We start from the raw sequence: 17,079 nt of genomic DNA on the forward strand, positions 1-17,079 counted from the left end.
GGCCGCGGGGGTGGTGGGGACGGTTCGGAGGTTCTGCAGGGCCTTCAGGGCCGTCGACTCGATGGCGGCCCGGGCCTCGGCCACCGGGACGAGCTGGGCGGCGAAGCGGTCCTTGGCGTGTTTCACCGTGACCGTCGCGACGGCGGGGTCCCAGGCGGTCATTTCCGCGCAGGCGGTGTCGTCGCCGGTCAACAGCGCCACGGGTACGCCGTACGCGTACGCGGCGGCGTGGAAGAGGCCGATCTCGCCGGTGACCTGGTCGTCGAGCCAGATGTCCTCGATCTCGTGGCCCATGAAGCTGTGACTGAGTACGCCGAGGACACCGGCGCGGGCGTGATAGCCGATGCAGAGGGCGGCGTCGTACTCGCCGGTGAGGCCTTCCAGCATGCCCATCGGCTTCGGGCGGCCCTTGATCAGCGTGGCGCGCGGGTCGAGCAGGTCGGGCAGGAGGTTGCGCATCGGGCCGTGGGCGTCGTTCACCAGTACGGCGGTCGCGCCCGCGTCGCACGCACCCCGGATGGCGGCGTTGGTGTCCTCGGTCATCAGGACCCGGCCGCGCTCGTAGTCCCGGCCCGGCGGCTGGACGTCCTCCGCGTCGACCAGCCCGGTGATGCCCTCCATGTCCACGCTCAGATAAACCTTCACGGCAAGGAAGCGTATGTTCTTGACCGTGAGCGGCAGCGCCGAAGTCAGGGCGTGGCGGCCCGCGCTGAGCGGCGTCGTCGAGGTTCTGCACGCCCACTTCCCGTCGCACGCGTACCCGAGCCACACGCACGACGCCTGGACCGTGCTGATCGTGGACGAAGGCGTGGTGCGGTACGACCTGGACCACCGCGAACACGGCCTCGCCCAGGCGCAGGTGTCGCTGCTACCGCCGAACGTGCCGCACGACGGGCGATCGGTGCGGCCGGAGGGCTTCCGCAAGCGCGTGCTGTACCTGGAGCCCGACCGGCTCGGCGACAACGTGATCGGCGCGGCGGTCGACCAGCCCGAGTACGTCGACCCCGTACTGCGGCACCGCATCCACCAGTTGCACGGCGTACTGCGGGACGGCAAGGAGGATCTGGAGGCGCAGAGCCGGCTCACGCTGATCGAGGAGCGACTACGGCAGCATCTGCGCCGGAACGTGAGTGATCCGCCCGAACTGCGCGATCCGGGGGTGGCGAGGCGGCTGCGCGAGGTGCTGGACGGGCATGTCCCGGCGGGGATCACGCTGGAGGACGCGGCGCGGCTGGTGCATGCGCATCCGGCGCATCTGGTGCGGGCGTTCAGCCGGGAGTACGGGATGCCGCCACACCGGTACCTGACCGGGCGGCGGGTGGATCTGGCGCGGCGGTACCTGCTCGACGGGTATCCGCCGGCCGAGGTGGCGTCGCTGACCGGGTTCTACGACCAGTCGCACCTGAACCGGCACTTCCGGAAGATGCTCGGGGTGACTCCGGCGAGCTTCGTCAGGCGTTGACGTTCCCCGGCGCGGCGCCGGTCTCCTGGGCGCCGCCGGTCCGGGCGGCCTTGAGCGCGCGGACGCCCCAGGTGCCGAGCAGGGCGGCGATCGCCAGGTTGACGACGATCAGGACGGTGTGTGCGACGTAGTACCCGGTGGGGCGGTCCTCGGTGGCGGCCAGGTTCCTGATGAAGGTCACGTAGGTGACGACGTTCCAGATCGCGATCCCGAGCAGGACCAGCGCGTGCTTGCGTTCGAGTTTCACCCGGTCATTGTCGCAAGTGGGTGAAGTCGGGGCGGCCGCGCCTCACTCGGCCGCCCCGGAGCGAGGGGCGAGCTCACCCGAACGACCCTTGTCGATCACGCAGCGGACAGCAAGGCATTCCAAGCTACTGACGGGTCACCTCAAGGGTTTCCCTGCGAACCCGTACGACCTTCAACCGCAGACCGCACACCAGGTGTCACCGACTACCGGTAGGGCACGAGAGGGCGAAGAACGGAAGCGCGGAGGACGCGGCTGCGGAAGACGGTCAGCCCTGAGGGCGGTCGACCATTCTCAGGAGCTGCGTGCGGTTGGCCACGCCGAAGCGGCGGTAGAGGCGGGTGAGCTGGGACTCTACGGCCTTGACGCTGAGGTAGAGCGCGGCGGCGATCTCGCGGTTGGTGGAGCCGTCGCGGACCATGGCGACGATCTGCTGCTCGTTGTCGGTCAGCTCCGACGGCTGCCGGCTGCGGCTGGGGACGTCGAGCCGGGCGAGCTCGGTCTCGGCCACCTCGCGCCAGGCGGGTGCACCGTACGCCTCGAACTGCTCGATCGCGTCCAGGAAGGCCGTCCGGGCGACCGAACGGCGGCGGGCCTGACGGGCGACGCGGCCGCGGATCAGCTCGCACCGGGCCAGGTCCAGCGGGTAGACGCGGTCCCCCGCCGTACTGATGGTCTTCTCCAGCAGGTCGAGCGCCGCGGCCGGATCGCCCTGCTTGGCGATCAGCAGTGCCTCGGACCGCGCCAGCCCGACCCGTACGACGGCCCGGTCGAGCGTCTCGGCCCGGGCCCGGATGTCGGCGATCAGGGCGGCCGCGTCCGCCAGCCGCCCGGCCGCGACCAGCGCCTCGGCGTAGTCCGCGTGCCACGGGATCACGGCCGGGTCGAACGGCATCGCCGCTTCCCCCGACTCCGCGATCGCGTCGAACGCCTCGACCGCACGCTGCGGGTCCCCGGTCAGTACGCCGATCAGCCCGAGACTCGCCAGCGCCGGACCGGTCCACTCGTCGTTGCCGACCAGACGGACACCTTCGAGCGCGGCCTCGGCCAACTGCCGGCCCATCGCGGCCGAGCCACCGGCCCACTCCGCGCGGCTGGCGATGATCATGCCGACCTCGGCCTCTTCACCGATGTCCTGCATCAGCTGATAGCACTCGTGCCCGGCGGCCAGCGCTTCCGCGCCGCGCCCGCTGCGCTCGTAGATCGCGGTCGCGGAGATCAGCACGGACGCCAGCCAGCGCATCGCACCGCCGTCGCGGACTTCGTCGACCAGTGCGCTGATCGCGGTGATCGCTTCTGCGGTCCGGCCGCGGAACAGCTCCCGCATGGCCGCCATCTGCCGCGCGTTCACCACGGTCTTGGTCAGCGGGAGGTCGCGGGACAGCTCGGCCGCCTCCTGCAGCAGCGCGTCCGCGGTCTGCTCGGCGTCCCGGGAGATCAGCACCGAGCTCGCCGCGCTGAGTGCGTCCACGACCGCCTCGGTGTCACCCGACTCCCGGGCGAGCGCCTCGGCGACCCGCGCGTCCTCCTGCGCCTCGTCCAGCCGGCGGTCGAAGTACTCGCTGTGGCTGCGCATGATCCGCACGCGCGCCTCGAGCCGCTTGTCCCCGGCCGCCGCCTCGTACGCCTCGGTCAGCAGCTCGACCCGGCGGTCGCGGTCCGGCCACGCGGCGTCCACGAGCAGCAGCAGCGCAGGCACCTTGGTCTCGGACTTCGTCGCCGCCTGTACGGCGAGCCGCGCCGTCTCGGCCGACTCCGCGAGGTGGCCGGCGGCCGCGGCGTCGTCAGCGGCCCGGGTGAGCCGGCGGGCCCGCTCGTCCGGCAGGCTGATCGGCGTCCGCTCGGCCGCCAACCGCCACAGGGTCGCCGCTGCGCCAGGCGCACCGCGGCCGGCGGCGACCGCGGCCGCCTCCTCGATCGTGGCGGCGAGCTCCGGGTTCGCCTCCTGGGTCGCGAGCGCCCGGTGGGTCGCGTTCTCGACCGGTTCGTCGACGACCGCGGCCAGCTGGGCGTGCGCCTGCCGGCGGGCGGCCGACGTCGCCTCGGCGTACACGAACTCCCGCAGCAGCGGATGTGTGAACCGCAGCCGCTCGGACGACACGTCGATCAGCCCGAGCGACTCCGCCTCGGCGAGCTCGGTGTCGATCGGCCGGTCGAGGGACTGCGCGAGCTGGGCGGTGGTCGGTCGCGGTGACGAGGCCGCATGCAACAGAAGCTCGTGCGCGCCGGTGGACAAGTCGGAAAGCCGGTCGCCGAGCAGCGTCTTGAGCCGGCTGGACACCGGCAGCGGATCGTTGGGCGAGACCCCCTGCGGATGCCGCAGCACCGCGCGGCCGAGCTCCAGTGCCATGAACGGGTTCCCGGCGCTCGCGGTGAAGATGCGGCGGGCTGTACGCACCGGAAGCGGGCTGGAGAGGCGCCGCCGCAGCAGCCCGAGCACGTCGGGCTCCGTGAGCGGCGGGACCTCCAACTGCAGCACAGGCTCCGGGCACGCCTCAGCCATCACCGGGAGGTCGCCGTCAGCCACCTGCTCGGTGGCCAGCATGTGTACGCCGTCCGACAGCCGGCGAGCGCAGAAGGTGAGCACCTCGAGGCTGGACGGGTCGACCCACTGAATGTCGTCCACCACCAGCAGCACCGGTCCGTTGGCCGCCAGCCGGCGCAGAACGTGCAGTACGGCGAGGCGCACCGCCAGCTCGTCACGGACCGTGTCAGGCGCACTGGCCTTGAGCAGAGCGACTTCGAGCGGCTGACGGAGGTGGTCGGGGAGAACCGACCAGGCGAGCTCGAGCTGGTTGGACAGGAGATCGAGCAGGGTGACGTACGGGAGACCGGCCTCGGACTGCGAGGGAGCGGCGCTGAGGACCCGGCAGCCGGCTCGCGTCCGCTCGGCGACGAGCGCGCGGCCGAGGGCGGACTTGCCGATACCGGTCGGGCCGTAGAGCAGCACGCTGCCGCTGGTCTCGAGCTGCTTGCGCGCACGCTCGACCAGTCCGGCGCGTCCGACCAGCTCGTCGTCAGTCATCGGTCCCAGCTACTCCTCGAAGGTTTACCCTCGCCGATTATCACAGGCAACGACCGTCCGACACGGCGAGTGTCACATGAGGAAACCATCCCGTCACCATCCTGTCACCCGTGGCTGCCCAGATATCAGCGGTCCGAACGGCACTGTTGTGCCCCGGCACGGATTGCCCACCCCTGGCACGCAAAAGACGGCGTAGTAGTTGAAGGATCAGCTCAGGAAGGCCCTCAGCAGGGCCGCGGTCCCCGACAGATGCTCCTGCATCGCCTGCCGGGCTGAGTCCGGGTCACCGGTCAGGATCGCCTCGACGATCGCCTCGTGCTGCTCGTTCGAATGCCGGATGTTGCGTTCCAGCAGCGGAATCGCGTCGAGCAACTCGTTCAGCCGCATCCGGACGTCGGCGGTCGCCGAGGTCAGCGACGGCGCCCCGGTGACCTCCGCGATGGCGAGGTGGAGCCGCGAGTCCAGCCGGCGGTAATCGGACAGCTTCGCGGCCGACGTCTCCGCCAGGCACCGCCGCAGGTGATCCTGCTCGGCCGCGCTCAACGAGCGCGCGGCCGCCGCCTCCGCCGCTCCGGTCTCGAGCGCGGACCGCAGTACCAACGCGTCGTCCAGCCCGTCGCCGAGCTCACGCGCCAGCCGCTTGGGCGTACGGCGGGGCTTCGGCAACCGCTCGTTGACGAAGGTTCCCCCGTACCGCCCGCGCCTCGACTCGACGTACCCGGCCTCGGTGAGGGCGTGGATCGCCTCCCGCAGGGTGACCCGGCTGACGTTCAGCCGGGCGGCCAGGTCGCGTTCGGACGGCAGCCGGTCCCCCGGCGCGACCACCCCGAGCTTGATTGCCTGCAGCAACCGCTCGACGGTCTCCTCGAACGGGTTGCCCGTCCGGACCGGCCGGAACAGCGCGTCGTCTGCCTGGGCAACCATGGCTACAGACTAGAGCGGGGTCACGTAGGCGCCCGAGATCCCGCCGTCGACCAGGAACGTGTTGGCGGTGATGAACGACGAGTCGTCGCTGGCCAGGAAGGCGACCGCGGCCGCGATCTCCTCCGGCTCGCCGAACCGGCCCATCGGCACGTGCACGAGCCGCCGCTGGGCACGCTCCGGGTCCTTGGCGAACAGTTCGGTCAGCAGCGGCGTGTTCACCGGACCCGGGCAGAGCGCGTTGACCCGGATCCCCTGCCGGGCGAACTCCACGCCGAGCTCGCGGCTCATGGCCAGTACGCCGCCCTTCGACGCCGAGTACGAGATCTGCGAGGTGGCCGCGCCCATCACGGCGACGAACGAGGCGGTGTTGATGATGGAGCCCTTGCCCTGCCGCCGCATGTACGGGATCGCCGCCTTGCAGCACAGGTACACCGAGGTCAGGTTGACCTCCTGCACCCGGCGCCACGCCTCCAGCCCGGTGTCCAGGATGGACGCGTCGTCCGGCGGCGAGATGCCCGCGTTGTTGAACGCGATGTCGACGCTGCCGTAGGTGTCGAAGGCGTGCCTGAACAGGTTCTCCACGGCGGCCTGGTCGGTCACGTCGGTGGCGACGAACAGCCCGCCGACCTCGTCGGCGGCGGCCTTGCCGGTCGCCGGGTCGACGTCGCCGATCACGATCCGGGCGCCTTCGGCGGCGAGCCGCCGGACCGCGGCCAGGCCGATCCCGCTCGCGCCACCGGTGACGACCGCGACCCGGCCCTTCAGCCGGCTTGCCTTCACGTCCATTCAGTCCTCCGTGCTGATGAAGATGTTCTTGGTCTCGGTGAGCGCGTCCAGCGCGTCCGGGCCGAGCTCGCGGCCGAGCCCGGACTGCTTGTAGCCGCCGAACGGGGTGGAGTACCGGACGGACGAGTTCGAGTTGACCGACAGGTTGCCCGCCTCGAACCCCCGGCCGACCCGCAGCGCCCGGCCGACGTCCCGGGTCCAGATCGACCCGGACAGCCCGTACTCGCTGTCGTTGGCGATCCGCAGCGCGTCCGCCTCGTCCTCGAACGGCACGACCGCAACCACCGGCCCGAAGATCTCCTCCCGGAGCACCCGGTCACCCGGTTCCGTGACCACGGTCGGCGGGAACCAGAACCCGGGACCGCTCGGCGCCGTCCCCTGGAAGGCCACGTTCTCCACGAAGGACTCGACCCTGACGCGCTGCTCGGCCGAGATCAGCGGACCCATCTCGGTCGCCGGATCGCCCGGGTCTCCGACCTTGAAGGCCTTCACCGCCGGCTCGAGCAGTTCCAGGAACCGGTCGTACGCCGACCGCTCGACCAGGATCCGCGACCGCGCACAACAGTCCTGCCCGGCGTTGTCGAACACGCCGTACGGCGCCTGGGCCGCGGCCTTCTCCAGATCCGCGTCGGCGAAGACGACGTTCGCCGACTTGCCGCCGAGCTCGAGCGTCACCCGCTTCACCTGGTCGGCGCAGCCGGCCATGATCTGCTTGCCGACCGCCGTCGATCCGGTGAAGACGACCTTCCGGACGGCGGGATGGGTGACGAACCGCTGCCCGACGACCGTGCCCTTACCCGGCACCACCTCGAACACCCCGGGCGGCAACCCCGCCTCCAGCGCCAGTTCACCGAGCCGCAGCGCGGTCAGCGGCGTGAGCTCGGCCGGCTTCAGTACGACGGTGTTACCGGCGGCCAGCGCGGGCGCGAAACCCCAGCCGGCGATCGGCATCGGGAAGTTCCACGGCACGATCACCCCGACCACGCCGAGCGGCTCCTGGAAGGTCACGTCGATGCCGCCGGCCACCGGGATCTGCTTGCCGAACAGGCGTTCCGGGGCCGCGGAGTAGTAGGTCAGCACGTCGCGGACGTTCCCGGCCTCCCAGCGGGCGTTGCCGATCGTGTGGCCGGCGTTCTCGACCTCGAGCGCGGCGAGGTTCTCCAGGTCGGCGTCGACCGCGTCGGCGAACCGGCGCAGCAGCCGGCCGCGATCCGCCGGCGTCACGGTCCGCCAGGTCGCGAAGGCGTCCGCGGCCCGGGAGATCGCGGCGTCCGCGTCCTGCTCCGTGGCCAGTGAGATCGTCCGGACGACCTTTTCGGTAGCCGGGTTGATCACGTCATACCTCATAGGATTCTCCTGGATGCTGCGACCAGTGCGGTGAACAGCCGCAGGTCGTCGGGGTTCTCCTCCGGGTGCCACTGCACGCCGATCGCGAAGTCGTGGCCGTCCACCTCGGCAGCCTCCACGGTCCCGTCACCGGCGCGGGCTGTGACCCTGAGCGCAGGCGCGACCAGGTCGAGCGCCTGGTGGTGGTAGCACTGCACGCTGGTCCGGTCGCCGAACAGCCGCGCGGTCAGCGTGCCCGGCTCGACCTTGACGTCGGTGGTGCCGAAGATCGCCGGCGACGGCCGGTGCCCGTCGTGCGCGACCGCGTCCGGCAGATGCTGCTGCAGCGTCCCACCGAGGGTGACGTTGAGCATCTGCAGCCCGCGGCAGATCGCGAGCAGCGGGAGATCCCGGTCGAGCGCCGCCCGGATCAGGATTCTCTCGTGCTCGTCCCGCCCGGGCCTGGTGTCGACCGTCTCCGGGTGCGGTGCCGCGTCGTACGACGAGGGGTCGACGTCGCACCCACCGGCGATGATCAGCCCGTCGAGGACGTCGAGGATCGTCGGGTCGGTACCGACCGGGGGCAGCAGCAGCGGCACCCCGCCGGCCGCCGCCACCGCGTCGAGGTAGACCCGCGGCAGCAGCGACGCGTCCCGCGCCCAGACACCCCAGATCGTCGGTTCGAGGTAGGTCGTGATGCCGATCCGCGGCCGTCGGCCGGCCGCGACGTCCTCAGAGGCGCTCGAAACCACGGACCCGCTCCCAGTCGGTGACGACGGCGTCGTACGCGTCCAGCTCGACCCGCGCGGCGTTGGTGTAGTGGTCGACCATCTCGTCGCCGAACGCCTGCCGGGCGATCTTCGAACCGGTGAACAGCGCGGCCGCCTCCCGCAAGGTGGTCGGCACGTGCTGCTTGTCGGACTCGTACGCGTTGCCCTCGAGCATCGGCTCGAGCTCCAGCTCGTTCTCGATGCCGTGCAGGCCGGAGGCGATGATCGCGGCGACCGCGAGGTACGGGTTCACGTCGCCGCCGGGCAGCCGGTTCTCCACCCGCAGCGACTCGCCGTGGCCGACGACGCGGAGCGAGCAGGTGCGGTTGTCCAGGCCCCAGGCGACCGCGGTGGGCGCGAAGCTGCCGCGGACGAAACGCTTGTAGGAGTTGATGTTCGGCGCGAGCAGGTAGGTGAACTCCGGCAGGCAGGCGAGCTGGCCGGCGATGAACCGCTCCATCAGCTCGGAGAATCCGTGCTCGCGGTCACCCGCCAGGACGGCGTCCCCGCCGGTGGACCGGAAGCTCAGGTGGATGTGGCACGAGTTGCCTTCGCGTTCGTCGTACTTCGCCATGAAGGTCAGGCTCTTGCCGTGCTTGGCGGCGATCTCCTTGGCCCCGGTCTTGTAGATCGAGTGGTTGTCGCAGGTGACCAGGGCCTCGTCGTACCGGAAGGCGATCTCGTGCTGGCCGAGGTTGCACTCGCCCTTGGCCGACTCGACGTACAGGCCGGCGCCGGTCATCCCGTTGCGGATGTCGCGCAGCAGCGGCTCGATCCGGGCGGTGCCGAGCAGCGAGTAGTCGACGTTGTACTGGTTGGACGGGGTGAGGTTGCGGTAGTGGCTGTCCCAGGCCGACTCGTAGGTGTCGTCGAAGACCATGAACTCCAGCTCCGTGCCGACGTACGCCTTCATGCCGCGGTCGGCCAGCCGCTCCAGCTGGGCCTTCAGGATCTGCCGCGGCGAGGCCGGCATCGGGCTGCCGTCGAGCCACTGCACGTCGCAGAGCACCATCGCGGTCCCCTCGAGCCACGGCACCAGCCGGAGGGTGTCGAGATCCGGCGCCATCAGCAGGTCGCCGTACCCGCGGGACCACGACGACATGTCGTAGCCGTCGACGGTGTTCATGTCGACGTCGACCGCGAGCAGGTAGTTGCAGCCCTCGGTGCCGTGCGCGAGCACCTCCTCCAGGAAGTACCGCGCACCGCAGCGCTTGCCCTGCAAGCGACCCTGCATGTCGGTGATCGCGACCAGCACGGTGTCGACCTGCCCGGCCGCGACCAGGTCTCGGAGTGCCTGCTCGGTCAGCTTGCCGTTGTTCGAGGCCACGGTCGCTCCCGGGAGGTCTATTGGTCTGCGGTCAGTCCATTGACGCAAGCCTGGGGCCGGATGTCAATCGGACGCCACGCCCCGCAATCGGCCGGAGACCTTGACAGCGGGACCCGGCGCGAGGAACCTCGTGGCCATCCTTAGTGGTATGGCAGCAGACCATTGGAGGCCATCGATGAGCCGAAAGAACGCGCACGTCGGCTACGAGCAGGTCGGTCAGGAGTACCTCGAGCACCGGCAGCTGAAGCGCGGCGCGGCCGGCTGGGTCCTGCTCGCCGGGCTGGGTGTCGCCTACGTCATCTCCGGTGACTTCGCCGGCTGGAACTTCGGCCTGGCCGAGGGCGGCTGGGGCGGTCTGCTGATCGCGACCATCCTGATGGCGACGATGTACACCTGCATGGTCTTCGGCCTGGCCGAGCTCGCGTCCGCGATCCCCGTCGCCGGCGCCGGGTACGGGTTCGCCCGCCGCGCGCTCGGCCCGCTCGGCGGCTTCGCCACCGGGACGGCGATCCTGATCGAGTACGCGATCGCACCGGCCGCGATCTCCACCTTCATCGGCGGCTACATCGAGGCGCTCGGACTGTTCGGGCTGACCTCGAGCTGGCCGGTCTACCTGGCCTGCTACGTGATCTTCGTCGGCATCCACCTGTACGGCGTCGGCGAGGCGCTCCGGCTGACGCTCGGGATCACGGCGCTCGCCGTGGTCGCGCTGGTGGTGTTCGTGATCGCGATGGTGCCGAAGTTCGACGCGGACAACCTGTTCGACATCGTCCCGAACACCGCCGCCGGCGCGAGCGACTTCATCCCGTTCGGGTATGCCGGCGTACTGGCGGCGCTCGTCTACGGGATCTGGTTCTTCCTGGCGATCGAGGGCGTGCCGCTGGCCGCCGAGGAGGCGCGCGACCCGCGCAAGGACATGCCCCGCGGCATCATCACCGGCATGGTCGTGCTGCTGGTGTTCGCGGCCCTGATGCTGGTGTTCACCGCCGGCGGCGCCGGGTCCTCGGTGATCGCCGAGTCCGACAACCCGCTCCCGTTGGCGCTACGGACGGCGTTCGGTGGCGACACCTGGGTGGCCGACTTCGTCAACTACGTCGGCCTGGCCGGGCTGATCGCGAGCTTCTTCTCGATCGTGTACGCGTACTCCCGGCAGCTGTTCGCGCTGTCGCGGGCGGGTTACCTGCCCCGGTTCCTGTCCGTGACCGGCAAGCGCAAGACGCCGTACCTGGCGCTGACCGTGCCCGGCATCATCGGCTTCCTGCTCGCGGCGATCACCCAGGACGGCGCGCTGCTGATCAACATCGCCGTCTTCGGCGCGACCGTGTCGTACGTGCTGATGATGCTGTCGCACATCGTCCTGCGCGTCCGCGAACCCGGCCTGGACCGGCCGTACCGGACTCCGGGCGGCATCGGGACCACGGGGGTGGCCCTGGTGCTCGCGGTGACAGCCGTGGTGGCAACCTTCTTCGTCGACAAACTCGCAGCCGCGATCACCGCGGGGATCTTCGTCGTGGCAATCGCCTACTTCTGGTTCTACAGCCGCCACCGCCTGGTCGCCTCCGCCCCCGAAGAAGAATTCGCCGCCATCCAACAAGCCGAGGAGGAACTGTCCTGAAATCCCGCCGTTGACGACTCGCAGGAGGCGACTAGTCAGCCGGCCTGCAACCGCGCCGAGAAGTCGTCCAACGGAAGGACCACCTCGGGCCCAGCAGCAAGAATATCCGCGAGCTTCACCGTGCCGGCGTCGACATCGATCAACACATCGACGGTATTGAACGTGAACTCCGCCCGACCGCGGTCCCGCCGCCCGATCTCCGCCAGCAGCAGAGCGCGTACGTACTCGTTCACCTCGTCCTCGAAGAACCTCCGCTCCAACTCAAGCACCAACGTCCTCCCATCCGATCCGATCCGAGCTCCCCCCGCAATCTCCACCATGCTCAGGCACCACCGCTCCGGCCCACGGTTGCTCTGAGGTGGGCCGCTGCGAAGCCGGTGTTGAGGGGTGGGAGGGTTGAGAAGAGGGTTGCCAAGCGGGCTGCCTCGTGGTTGGTGCGGGCCAGGACGGTGACCTGCGGAGTCGTCCGGGCGGCGGCAGTCAGGTACGGCTCGACGACGACCGCCGAGTCGGCGCCGATCCACCATCGCGACGTAGTACCGGCGGATGCCTCGTCGGCCACGAGGCCATCGGCCAACTCCACCGCCTTGTCCGGGTCACCTGTGAAGACCGTCACGTAGAGCCAGCCTTCGACCTGGTCCCAGAGGGCGACGCACTCGAGCATGTGTTCCACCGAATCGAACAACCCGCCGAACTCCCTGGTCCATGAGCTGCCGAAGGCGCCGGACTCGGAGATCACCAAGGCGCACTGGGCGTCGCCGTGGTCGGCCGCCAAGTACATGTACGTCCCGTCGGGAGCGCGGGTGATGCTGAGCCTGGGTCGCCTGGCGGCGAGCCAGAGATCGCCCTCGAGCACGCCACCGAGCACCCTGAACCGCAGGCCGCCGTACTCACTCGCGTACTGCCTGGCCGAGGCGATCACGCTCTCCGGAGCACCAGCGGCGATGTGGTCGAGATGTCGGTACATGGCCACTGGAGGAAGCTGCGCCAGCGCAGGATTCATCCCCTTCGTGCGCAGGAAGTGCTCCGCACGTCCGGAAAGCTCTCGGCGACTGGTCACTGCGACGCAGTCTCGCAGCGTTTCGCGGCGTGGTGGTGTCTTGGCACTCATCGGCCGGGAGATCGGTTTGCAGTTTGCGGAATCCTGCGGAAAATCGGGTGATTCGGCCGCACCGCCCAGCGGCCCGATCCCAGAGGACGCAGCATGCGATCTTTCATCACCCGTCCCCGCGCCCTGGCCGTTCTGCTGGCCGGTACGGCGCTCGCGTTCAGCCCACTCGGTGGACAGGCCACGGCGAAACTGCCGGTCGACCAGGCCGCCAACCCGTGCCTGACACCTGCCGAGGGGCCGGCCGCCCGCGGCGGCCACGGCGCGGACCACCGCGAACTGTCGGCCGCCGAGCAGAAGGCGATCGACGCCAAGACGGCCGAGATCCTGCGGGCGAAGGCCGCCCGCGGCCTCACCCCGAAGGCCGGCACGCTGGCGGCCGCGAGCGTGCCGGTGTACATCCACGTCATGCGCAGCAGTTCCGGCGCCGGCGACGTGACCAACACCCAGATCAGCCAGCAGATCGCCGAGCTGAACCAGAACTTCGCCGGCGGCGAGTCGTCGCAGGCCGCGAACACCGGCTTCAGCTTCTACCTGGCCGGCACGTACCGCTACAACAACAGCACCTGGCACCGCGACGGCCAGAGCACGACGTACCGCTCGCAGACCCGCAAGGGCGGCAAGAACGCGCTGAACATCTGGCTGGTCAACTTCTCCTACCTCGGTATCGCGACGTTCCCGTGGGACTACGCGAGCAACCCGTCGATCGACGGCATCCGGGTGCAGTACAGCTCGCTGCCGGGCGGTTCGTCGACGAACTTCAACCTCGGCAAGACCGCGACGCACGAGGCCGGCCACTGGTTCGGGCTCTACCACACCTTCCAGGGCGGGTGCACGACCACGAACGACTCCGTGCCGGACACCCCGGCCCAGGGCAGTGCGAGCAGCGGCTGCCCGACCGGCCGGAACTCCTGCTCGCTGCCGGGGCTGGACCCGATCCACAACTACATGGACTACTCCTACGACTCCTGCTACAACCAGTTCACCCCCGGGCAGAGCACCCGCATCAGCAACATGTGGACCGCATATCGGGCGTGACGGGTGGGCCGTCGGCCGTCTAGAGTGCCGCCGATGCGTGTGCTTCTGACGGCCGCCGCTACCGCCGCACTGGTGGTCAGCGGCCCGCTGACAGCAACCGCCGCCGGCCAGGGCCCCCAAGGCCCGGTCGGCGGCGACCTGCTGACCACGAAGCCGACGGCGGTCGCCGAAGGGGCGACGCCGCCGGCGGTCCGGGCATCGGCGTACGTCGTCGCCGACATCGACACCGGCGAGGTGCTGGCCGCGAAGGCCCCGCACGCCAGGCTCCGGCCCGCCAGCACGCTCAAGGCGCTGACCGCGCTCGTCCTGCTGCCGCGGCTGAAGAAGACCGACGTGGTCGTCGGCACCGACGACGACGCCGGCATCGAGGGCAGCAAGGTCGGTGTCTACCCCGGCCTGAAGTACTCCGTCGACCTGCTCTTCGAGGGCATGTTCCTGGGCTCCGGCAACGACGCGGTGCACGCGCTGTGCGTGCACGACCAGGGCGGTGTCAAAGGCACGATCCAGCGGATGAACCGGAAGGCCGAGGAACTCGGTGCGCACGACACGACCGTCACCGATCCGACCGGTCTCGACGCCGACGGGCAGTACTCCAGCGCCTACGATCTGGCCCTGATCGCCCGCGCCGGGCTGGCCCGGCCGGACTTCGCCAAGTACGCGGCGACCAAGTACACCGCCTTCCCGAACGCAGGCAACAAGGGCACGTACCAGGTCGCGAACCAGAACAAGCTGCTCTTCGACTACGACGGAGCGCTGGGCGTGAAGACCGGCTACACGACGCTGGCCCGCAACACGTTCATCGGCGCGGCCCGCCGCAACGGCCACACCCTGGTGGTGACGCTGATGAACGCACCCCACGGCATCACCAAGGACGCGTCGGACCTGCTGAGCTGGTCGTTCACGAACTACGACAAGCTCAACCCGGTCGGCACCCTGGTCAAGCCCGCCGCCCCGTCGCCGAAGGCAGCCGCCGGCCCCACCGGCCGGCGAGCCGAAGCCGGTACGACGCAGCCGCCGCGCAGCCGCGCCGTGGTCAATCCCGGCCAAGCCGTCCAGTCACTGGCACTCCGCGTCCCGGCCTGGGCGTACGCCGCCCCACCGGTCCTCCTGCTCGGACTTTTCCTCCGGCGACCACGTGCGCTCCGCAGGCGACGGCATTAGCAGCGACTACTGCGCCGGGGTGTCCGGCCGCGTGTAGGTCAGCGCGAGGTTGCCCCTCGGGAACGACTTCACGTCGACCAGCTTCAGCTTCGTGAAGTCGGTGAACAGCGGGCTGCCGCCGCCGAGGGCGACGGGGTTGACCAAGAGGTGGTACTCGTCGACCAGATCGGCGCGCACGAGCGCCTGCGCGAGGCGTACGCCGCCGTGCGCCAGGATCGGCCCGCCGTCCTGCGTTTTCAGGGCGGCGACGTCGGCGGCGAGGTCTCCGGAGCACACGGTCGTCGTCGGCCACGGGGTATCGATCGGCCTGCGGGAGAAGACGACCTTCGGGATCCGGTTCATCGCGTCGGCCTCCGGGCCGTCCTGGTAGGGCCAGTGCCCCGCCATCTCGCGGTACGCCTGGGCGCCCATCGCGTGCACGCCGGCCCTGCCGAGCACGCCGGCCATGTGCGCGACGAACTCCTCGTCCTCGTCGTACTCCAGGAAGAAGTCGGCAGGCACGCCGTCCGGGGCGGCTGCGTAGCCGTCGAGGGAAAGACCGTGGCGGAGGATGAGAGGACGCACAAGTACTCCCGCGGGTGGTGGACGACGGTCGCAGCGCAGGTGTCATCCTGAATCCGCTCGGACACGACCGTCTACCGGTTTTCCTGGCCGAAGGCTGGTGCCGGGTTACGAGCGGCGGACCGAGCGCGCTGCCCGGACGACTCCTACGGCGAGAGTGGTGACTGTGGCGCCCAGGACCGCACCGGCTGCGACTGCGACGGTGTCCGCCTTCTTCTGGGCGACGGGGACGACTTTGTAGCGCTTGCCGGGCGGACCTGGCAGCAGCGGCTCTTCGGCGGACTGGCCCGGCGGCAGCGGCTCCTCGGCGATCTCCAGACGCCGCTCGTCCGAGTGCTCCCGCTCCCAGGCGTCGAGGCTCGCCTCCCTGGTCCACGCGGCGATGAGCATGATCGCGCGCGTCATCAGGTAGATCCACACGAGCAGGGCCAGCGGCAGCGCCAGCGCACCGTAGGCGGCGTTGCTGCCGATGACGTACTTGACGTAGGCGTTGCCGAGCTTCTGGGCGAGATAGAAGAGGATGCCGCCGGCCAGCGCCGCGACCAGCGCGACCTTGCGGGGCAGGACGATCCGTGGCATCGCGGTCTGCAGGTAGAGGAACAGCATCGCACCGGCCGTGATCCCGAGGACGATGCTGGTCAGGTCGAGCCCCCAGCTCGCCAGCCAGGTCCCGTCCAGGTCGGCCGCATCGATGATGCGCTTCGAGAGCCCGGTCAGGATCGACGAGGCACCGGTCGCGACCACACCGATCACGCCGAGGCCGATCAGCGCGCCGAGGTCGACCAGCTTCAGCTTGACCGCGTTGCCCGGCTGGTCGTCCAGTTCGTGCATCGACCGAATCGAGGCGCGCAGCGAGTCGATCCAGCCGAGACCGGTGAACAGCAGCGACACACCCGAGACCACACCGATCGTGCCGGCGTGGCCGATCAGCGCGTCGATGTCGATCTTGTCGCCGATCCCGGGCAGGTTCTGCCTGAGCGACTCCTTCAGCGTCTCGATCGCCTGCTCGCCGAGCAGCGGTCCGGTGATCGCCGCGGCCAGCACGATCAGCGGGAACAGCGACAGGAACCCGAAGAAAGTCGTTGCCCCGGCCAACCGGTTGCCCCGGCGGTCGCCGTACCGTTTCCAGGCCCGCCACAGCTGCGTCCGGCTGAACCGGACCCAGACCGCCTTGATCTTCATAGGTCTCCTGTACCCCGACGACGCAGACTCAGCCTGCCAGGGGGAAGGAGCGCTGCGGGCGCCACACGCCGTCCGCGCCGTGTTCGTAACGGCCGAACGCGTCGACGTCGAAGGTGCAGTCGTACTCCGACAGCGCGTCGTACGCCCGGTCCAGCGCCTCCTTGTCCAGGTCGTGGGCCACCGTCACGTGCGGGTGGTACGGGAACCGCAGCTCGACCTGCAGCGGGCCGGACCGGACCTGCGACTGGAGCACCTCGCAGGAGGAGATTCCCTCGGCCAGCGGGACGAACACCACCGGCGAGACCGGCCGGAACGTCGCCGTACCCCGCAGCCGGATCCGGAAGCTCGGGAACCGATCGGCCACGGCGAGCAAGTGGGCGTCGATCAGGCCCAGGTCGTCGTCGGCCACCTCGGTCGGCGGCAGTAGGGTGACGTGGGTGGGGATCGCCGAGGCCATCGGGTCGCCGAACTCGGCACGGTACTTCTGCAGCTCCGTACCGTAGGGTTCGGCAATCGGGATCGCGACACCGATCGTCGCCATCCGGGGCCC

Annotated in this window: 17 protein-coding genes; 4 read left to right on the forward strand and 13 right to left on the reverse strand. The window is 70.1% G+C overall.

Annotation, left to right across the window (positions count from 1 at the left end; translation table 11 throughout):
- Positions 1–645 (reverse strand): M55 family metallopeptidase (locus tag E1218_RS28545; protein WP_132325763.1); only part of this gene is annotated, 645 nt, incomplete at its 3' end.
- 13 nt (positions 646–658) lie between these two features.
- On the opposite strand from E1218_RS28545, the gene E1218_RS28550 reads away from it, so the two are divergent.
- Positions 659–1,462, forward strand: coding sequence for a helix-turn-helix transcriptional regulator (locus E1218_RS28550; RefSeq protein WP_132325765.1), 804 nt, complete (start codon positions 659–661; stop codon positions 1,460–1,462).
- Here the strand turns inward: E1218_RS28550 and E1218_RS28555 are convergent.
- From E1218_RS28555 to E1218_RS28585, 7 genes are all read right to left on the reverse strand, one after another.
- Positions 1,452–1,709: an SCO4848 family membrane protein gene (locus tag E1218_RS28555; RefSeq protein WP_132325767.1), complete on the reverse strand. Its 258-nt coding sequence runs from the start codon at positions 1,707–1,709 to the stop codon at positions 1,452–1,454. The genes E1218_RS28550 and E1218_RS28555 overlap by 11 nt on opposite strands.
- Before the next feature lie 265 nt (positions 1,710–1,974).
- Positions 1,975–4,731: a helix-turn-helix transcriptional regulator gene (locus E1218_RS37850; protein ID WP_132325769.1), complete on the reverse strand. Its 2,757-nt coding sequence runs from the start codon at positions 4,729–4,731 to the stop codon at positions 1,975–1,977.
- A gap of 207 nt (positions 4,732–4,938) precedes the next feature.
- Positions 4,939–5,655 (reverse strand): FadR/GntR family transcriptional regulator, encoded by a 717-nt coding sequence (locus E1218_RS28565; protein ID WP_132325771.1) that lies wholly within the window; start codon positions 5,653–5,655, stop codon positions 4,939–4,941.
- Between the two features lie 9 nt (positions 5,656–5,664).
- On the reverse strand, positions 5,665–6,441 hold the full coding sequence (locus E1218_RS28570; RefSeq protein WP_132325773.1) for a 3-oxoacyl-ACP reductase: 777 nt from the start codon (positions 6,439–6,441) through the stop codon (positions 5,665–5,667).
- Complete coding sequence (locus E1218_RS28575) at positions 6,442–7,788, reverse strand: aldehyde dehydrogenase family protein (protein ID WP_132325775.1); 1,347 nt, start codon at positions 7,786–7,788, stop codon at positions 6,442–6,444. It abuts the gene before it with no gap.
- Entirely contained in the window at positions 7,785–8,519 is a 735-nt protein-coding gene (locus tag E1218_RS28580; protein ID WP_132325777.1) for a gamma-glutamyl-gamma-aminobutyrate hydrolase family protein, read from the reverse strand. The genes E1218_RS28575 and E1218_RS28580 overlap by 4 nt, the downstream gene beginning before the upstream one ends.
- The gene (locus tag E1218_RS28585) at positions 8,500–9,864 is read right to left on the reverse strand and encodes a glutamine synthetase family protein (RefSeq protein ID WP_132325779.1); all 1,365 of its coding nucleotides are present in this window, start codon (positions 9,862–9,864) and stop codon (positions 8,500–8,502) included. The genes E1218_RS28580 and E1218_RS28585 overlap by 20 nt, the downstream gene beginning before the upstream one ends.
- A gap of 175 nt (positions 9,865–10,039) precedes the next feature.
- On the opposite strand from E1218_RS28585, the gene eat reads away from it, so the two are divergent.
- Positions 10,040–11,479, forward strand: coding sequence for an ethanolamine permease (gene eat, locus E1218_RS28590; RefSeq protein WP_132325781.1), 1,440 nt, complete (start codon positions 10,040–10,042; stop codon positions 11,477–11,479).
- A gap of 35 nt (positions 11,480–11,514) precedes the next feature.
- On the opposite strand, the gene E1218_RS28595 is transcribed toward eat, so the two are convergent.
- On the reverse strand, positions 11,515–11,799 hold the full coding sequence (locus E1218_RS28595) for a hypothetical protein (protein WP_132325783.1): 285 nt from the start codon (positions 11,797–11,799) through the stop codon (positions 11,515–11,517).
- 2 nt (positions 11,800–11,801) lie between these two features.
- Positions 11,802–12,452 carry a hypothetical protein gene (locus tag E1218_RS28600; protein ID WP_132325785.1) on the reverse strand — a complete coding sequence of 217 codons (651 nt, stop codon included), beginning with the start codon at positions 12,450–12,452 and terminating at the stop codon, positions 11,802–11,804.
- Between the two features lie 231 nt (positions 12,453–12,683).
- On the opposite strand from E1218_RS28600, the gene E1218_RS28605 reads away from it, so the two are divergent.
- The gene (locus E1218_RS28605) at positions 12,684–13,625 is read left to right on the forward strand and encodes a zinc metalloprotease (protein WP_132325787.1); all 942 of its coding nucleotides are present in this window, start codon (positions 12,684–12,686) and stop codon (positions 13,623–13,625) included.
- A gap of 33 nt (positions 13,626–13,658) precedes the next feature.
- The gene (locus tag E1218_RS28610; RefSeq protein ID WP_132325789.1) at positions 13,659–14,786 is read left to right on the forward strand and encodes a D-alanyl-D-alanine carboxypeptidase family protein; all 1,128 of its coding nucleotides are present in this window, start codon (positions 13,659–13,661) and stop codon (positions 14,784–14,786) included.
- Positions 14,787–14,792: 6 nt separating this feature from the next.
- Here the strand turns inward: E1218_RS28610 and E1218_RS28615 are convergent, their stop codons facing one another.
- From E1218_RS28615 to E1218_RS28625, 3 genes are all read right to left on the reverse strand, one after another.
- Positions 14,793–15,350 carry a dihydrofolate reductase family protein gene (locus E1218_RS28615; RefSeq protein ID WP_165949458.1) on the reverse strand — a complete coding sequence of 186 codons (558 nt, stop codon included), beginning with the start codon at positions 15,348–15,350 and terminating at the stop codon, positions 14,793–14,795.
- A 105-nt stretch (positions 15,351–15,455) separates the two neighbouring features.
- Positions 15,456–16,529: a YihY/virulence factor BrkB family protein gene (locus E1218_RS28620; protein WP_132325793.1), complete on the reverse strand. Its 1,074-nt coding sequence runs from the start codon at positions 16,527–16,529 to the stop codon at positions 15,456–15,458.
- A gap of 28 nt (positions 16,530–16,557) precedes the next feature.
- Positions 16,558–17,079 (reverse strand): 2'-5' RNA ligase family protein (locus tag E1218_RS28625; protein WP_233712534.1); only part of this gene is annotated, 522 nt, incomplete at its 5' end.

The sequence above is a fragment of the Kribbella turkmenica genome (assembly GCF_004348725.1).
Lineage (GTDB): Bacteria > Actinomycetota > Actinomycetes > Propionibacteriales > Kribbellaceae > Kribbella > Kribbella turkmenica.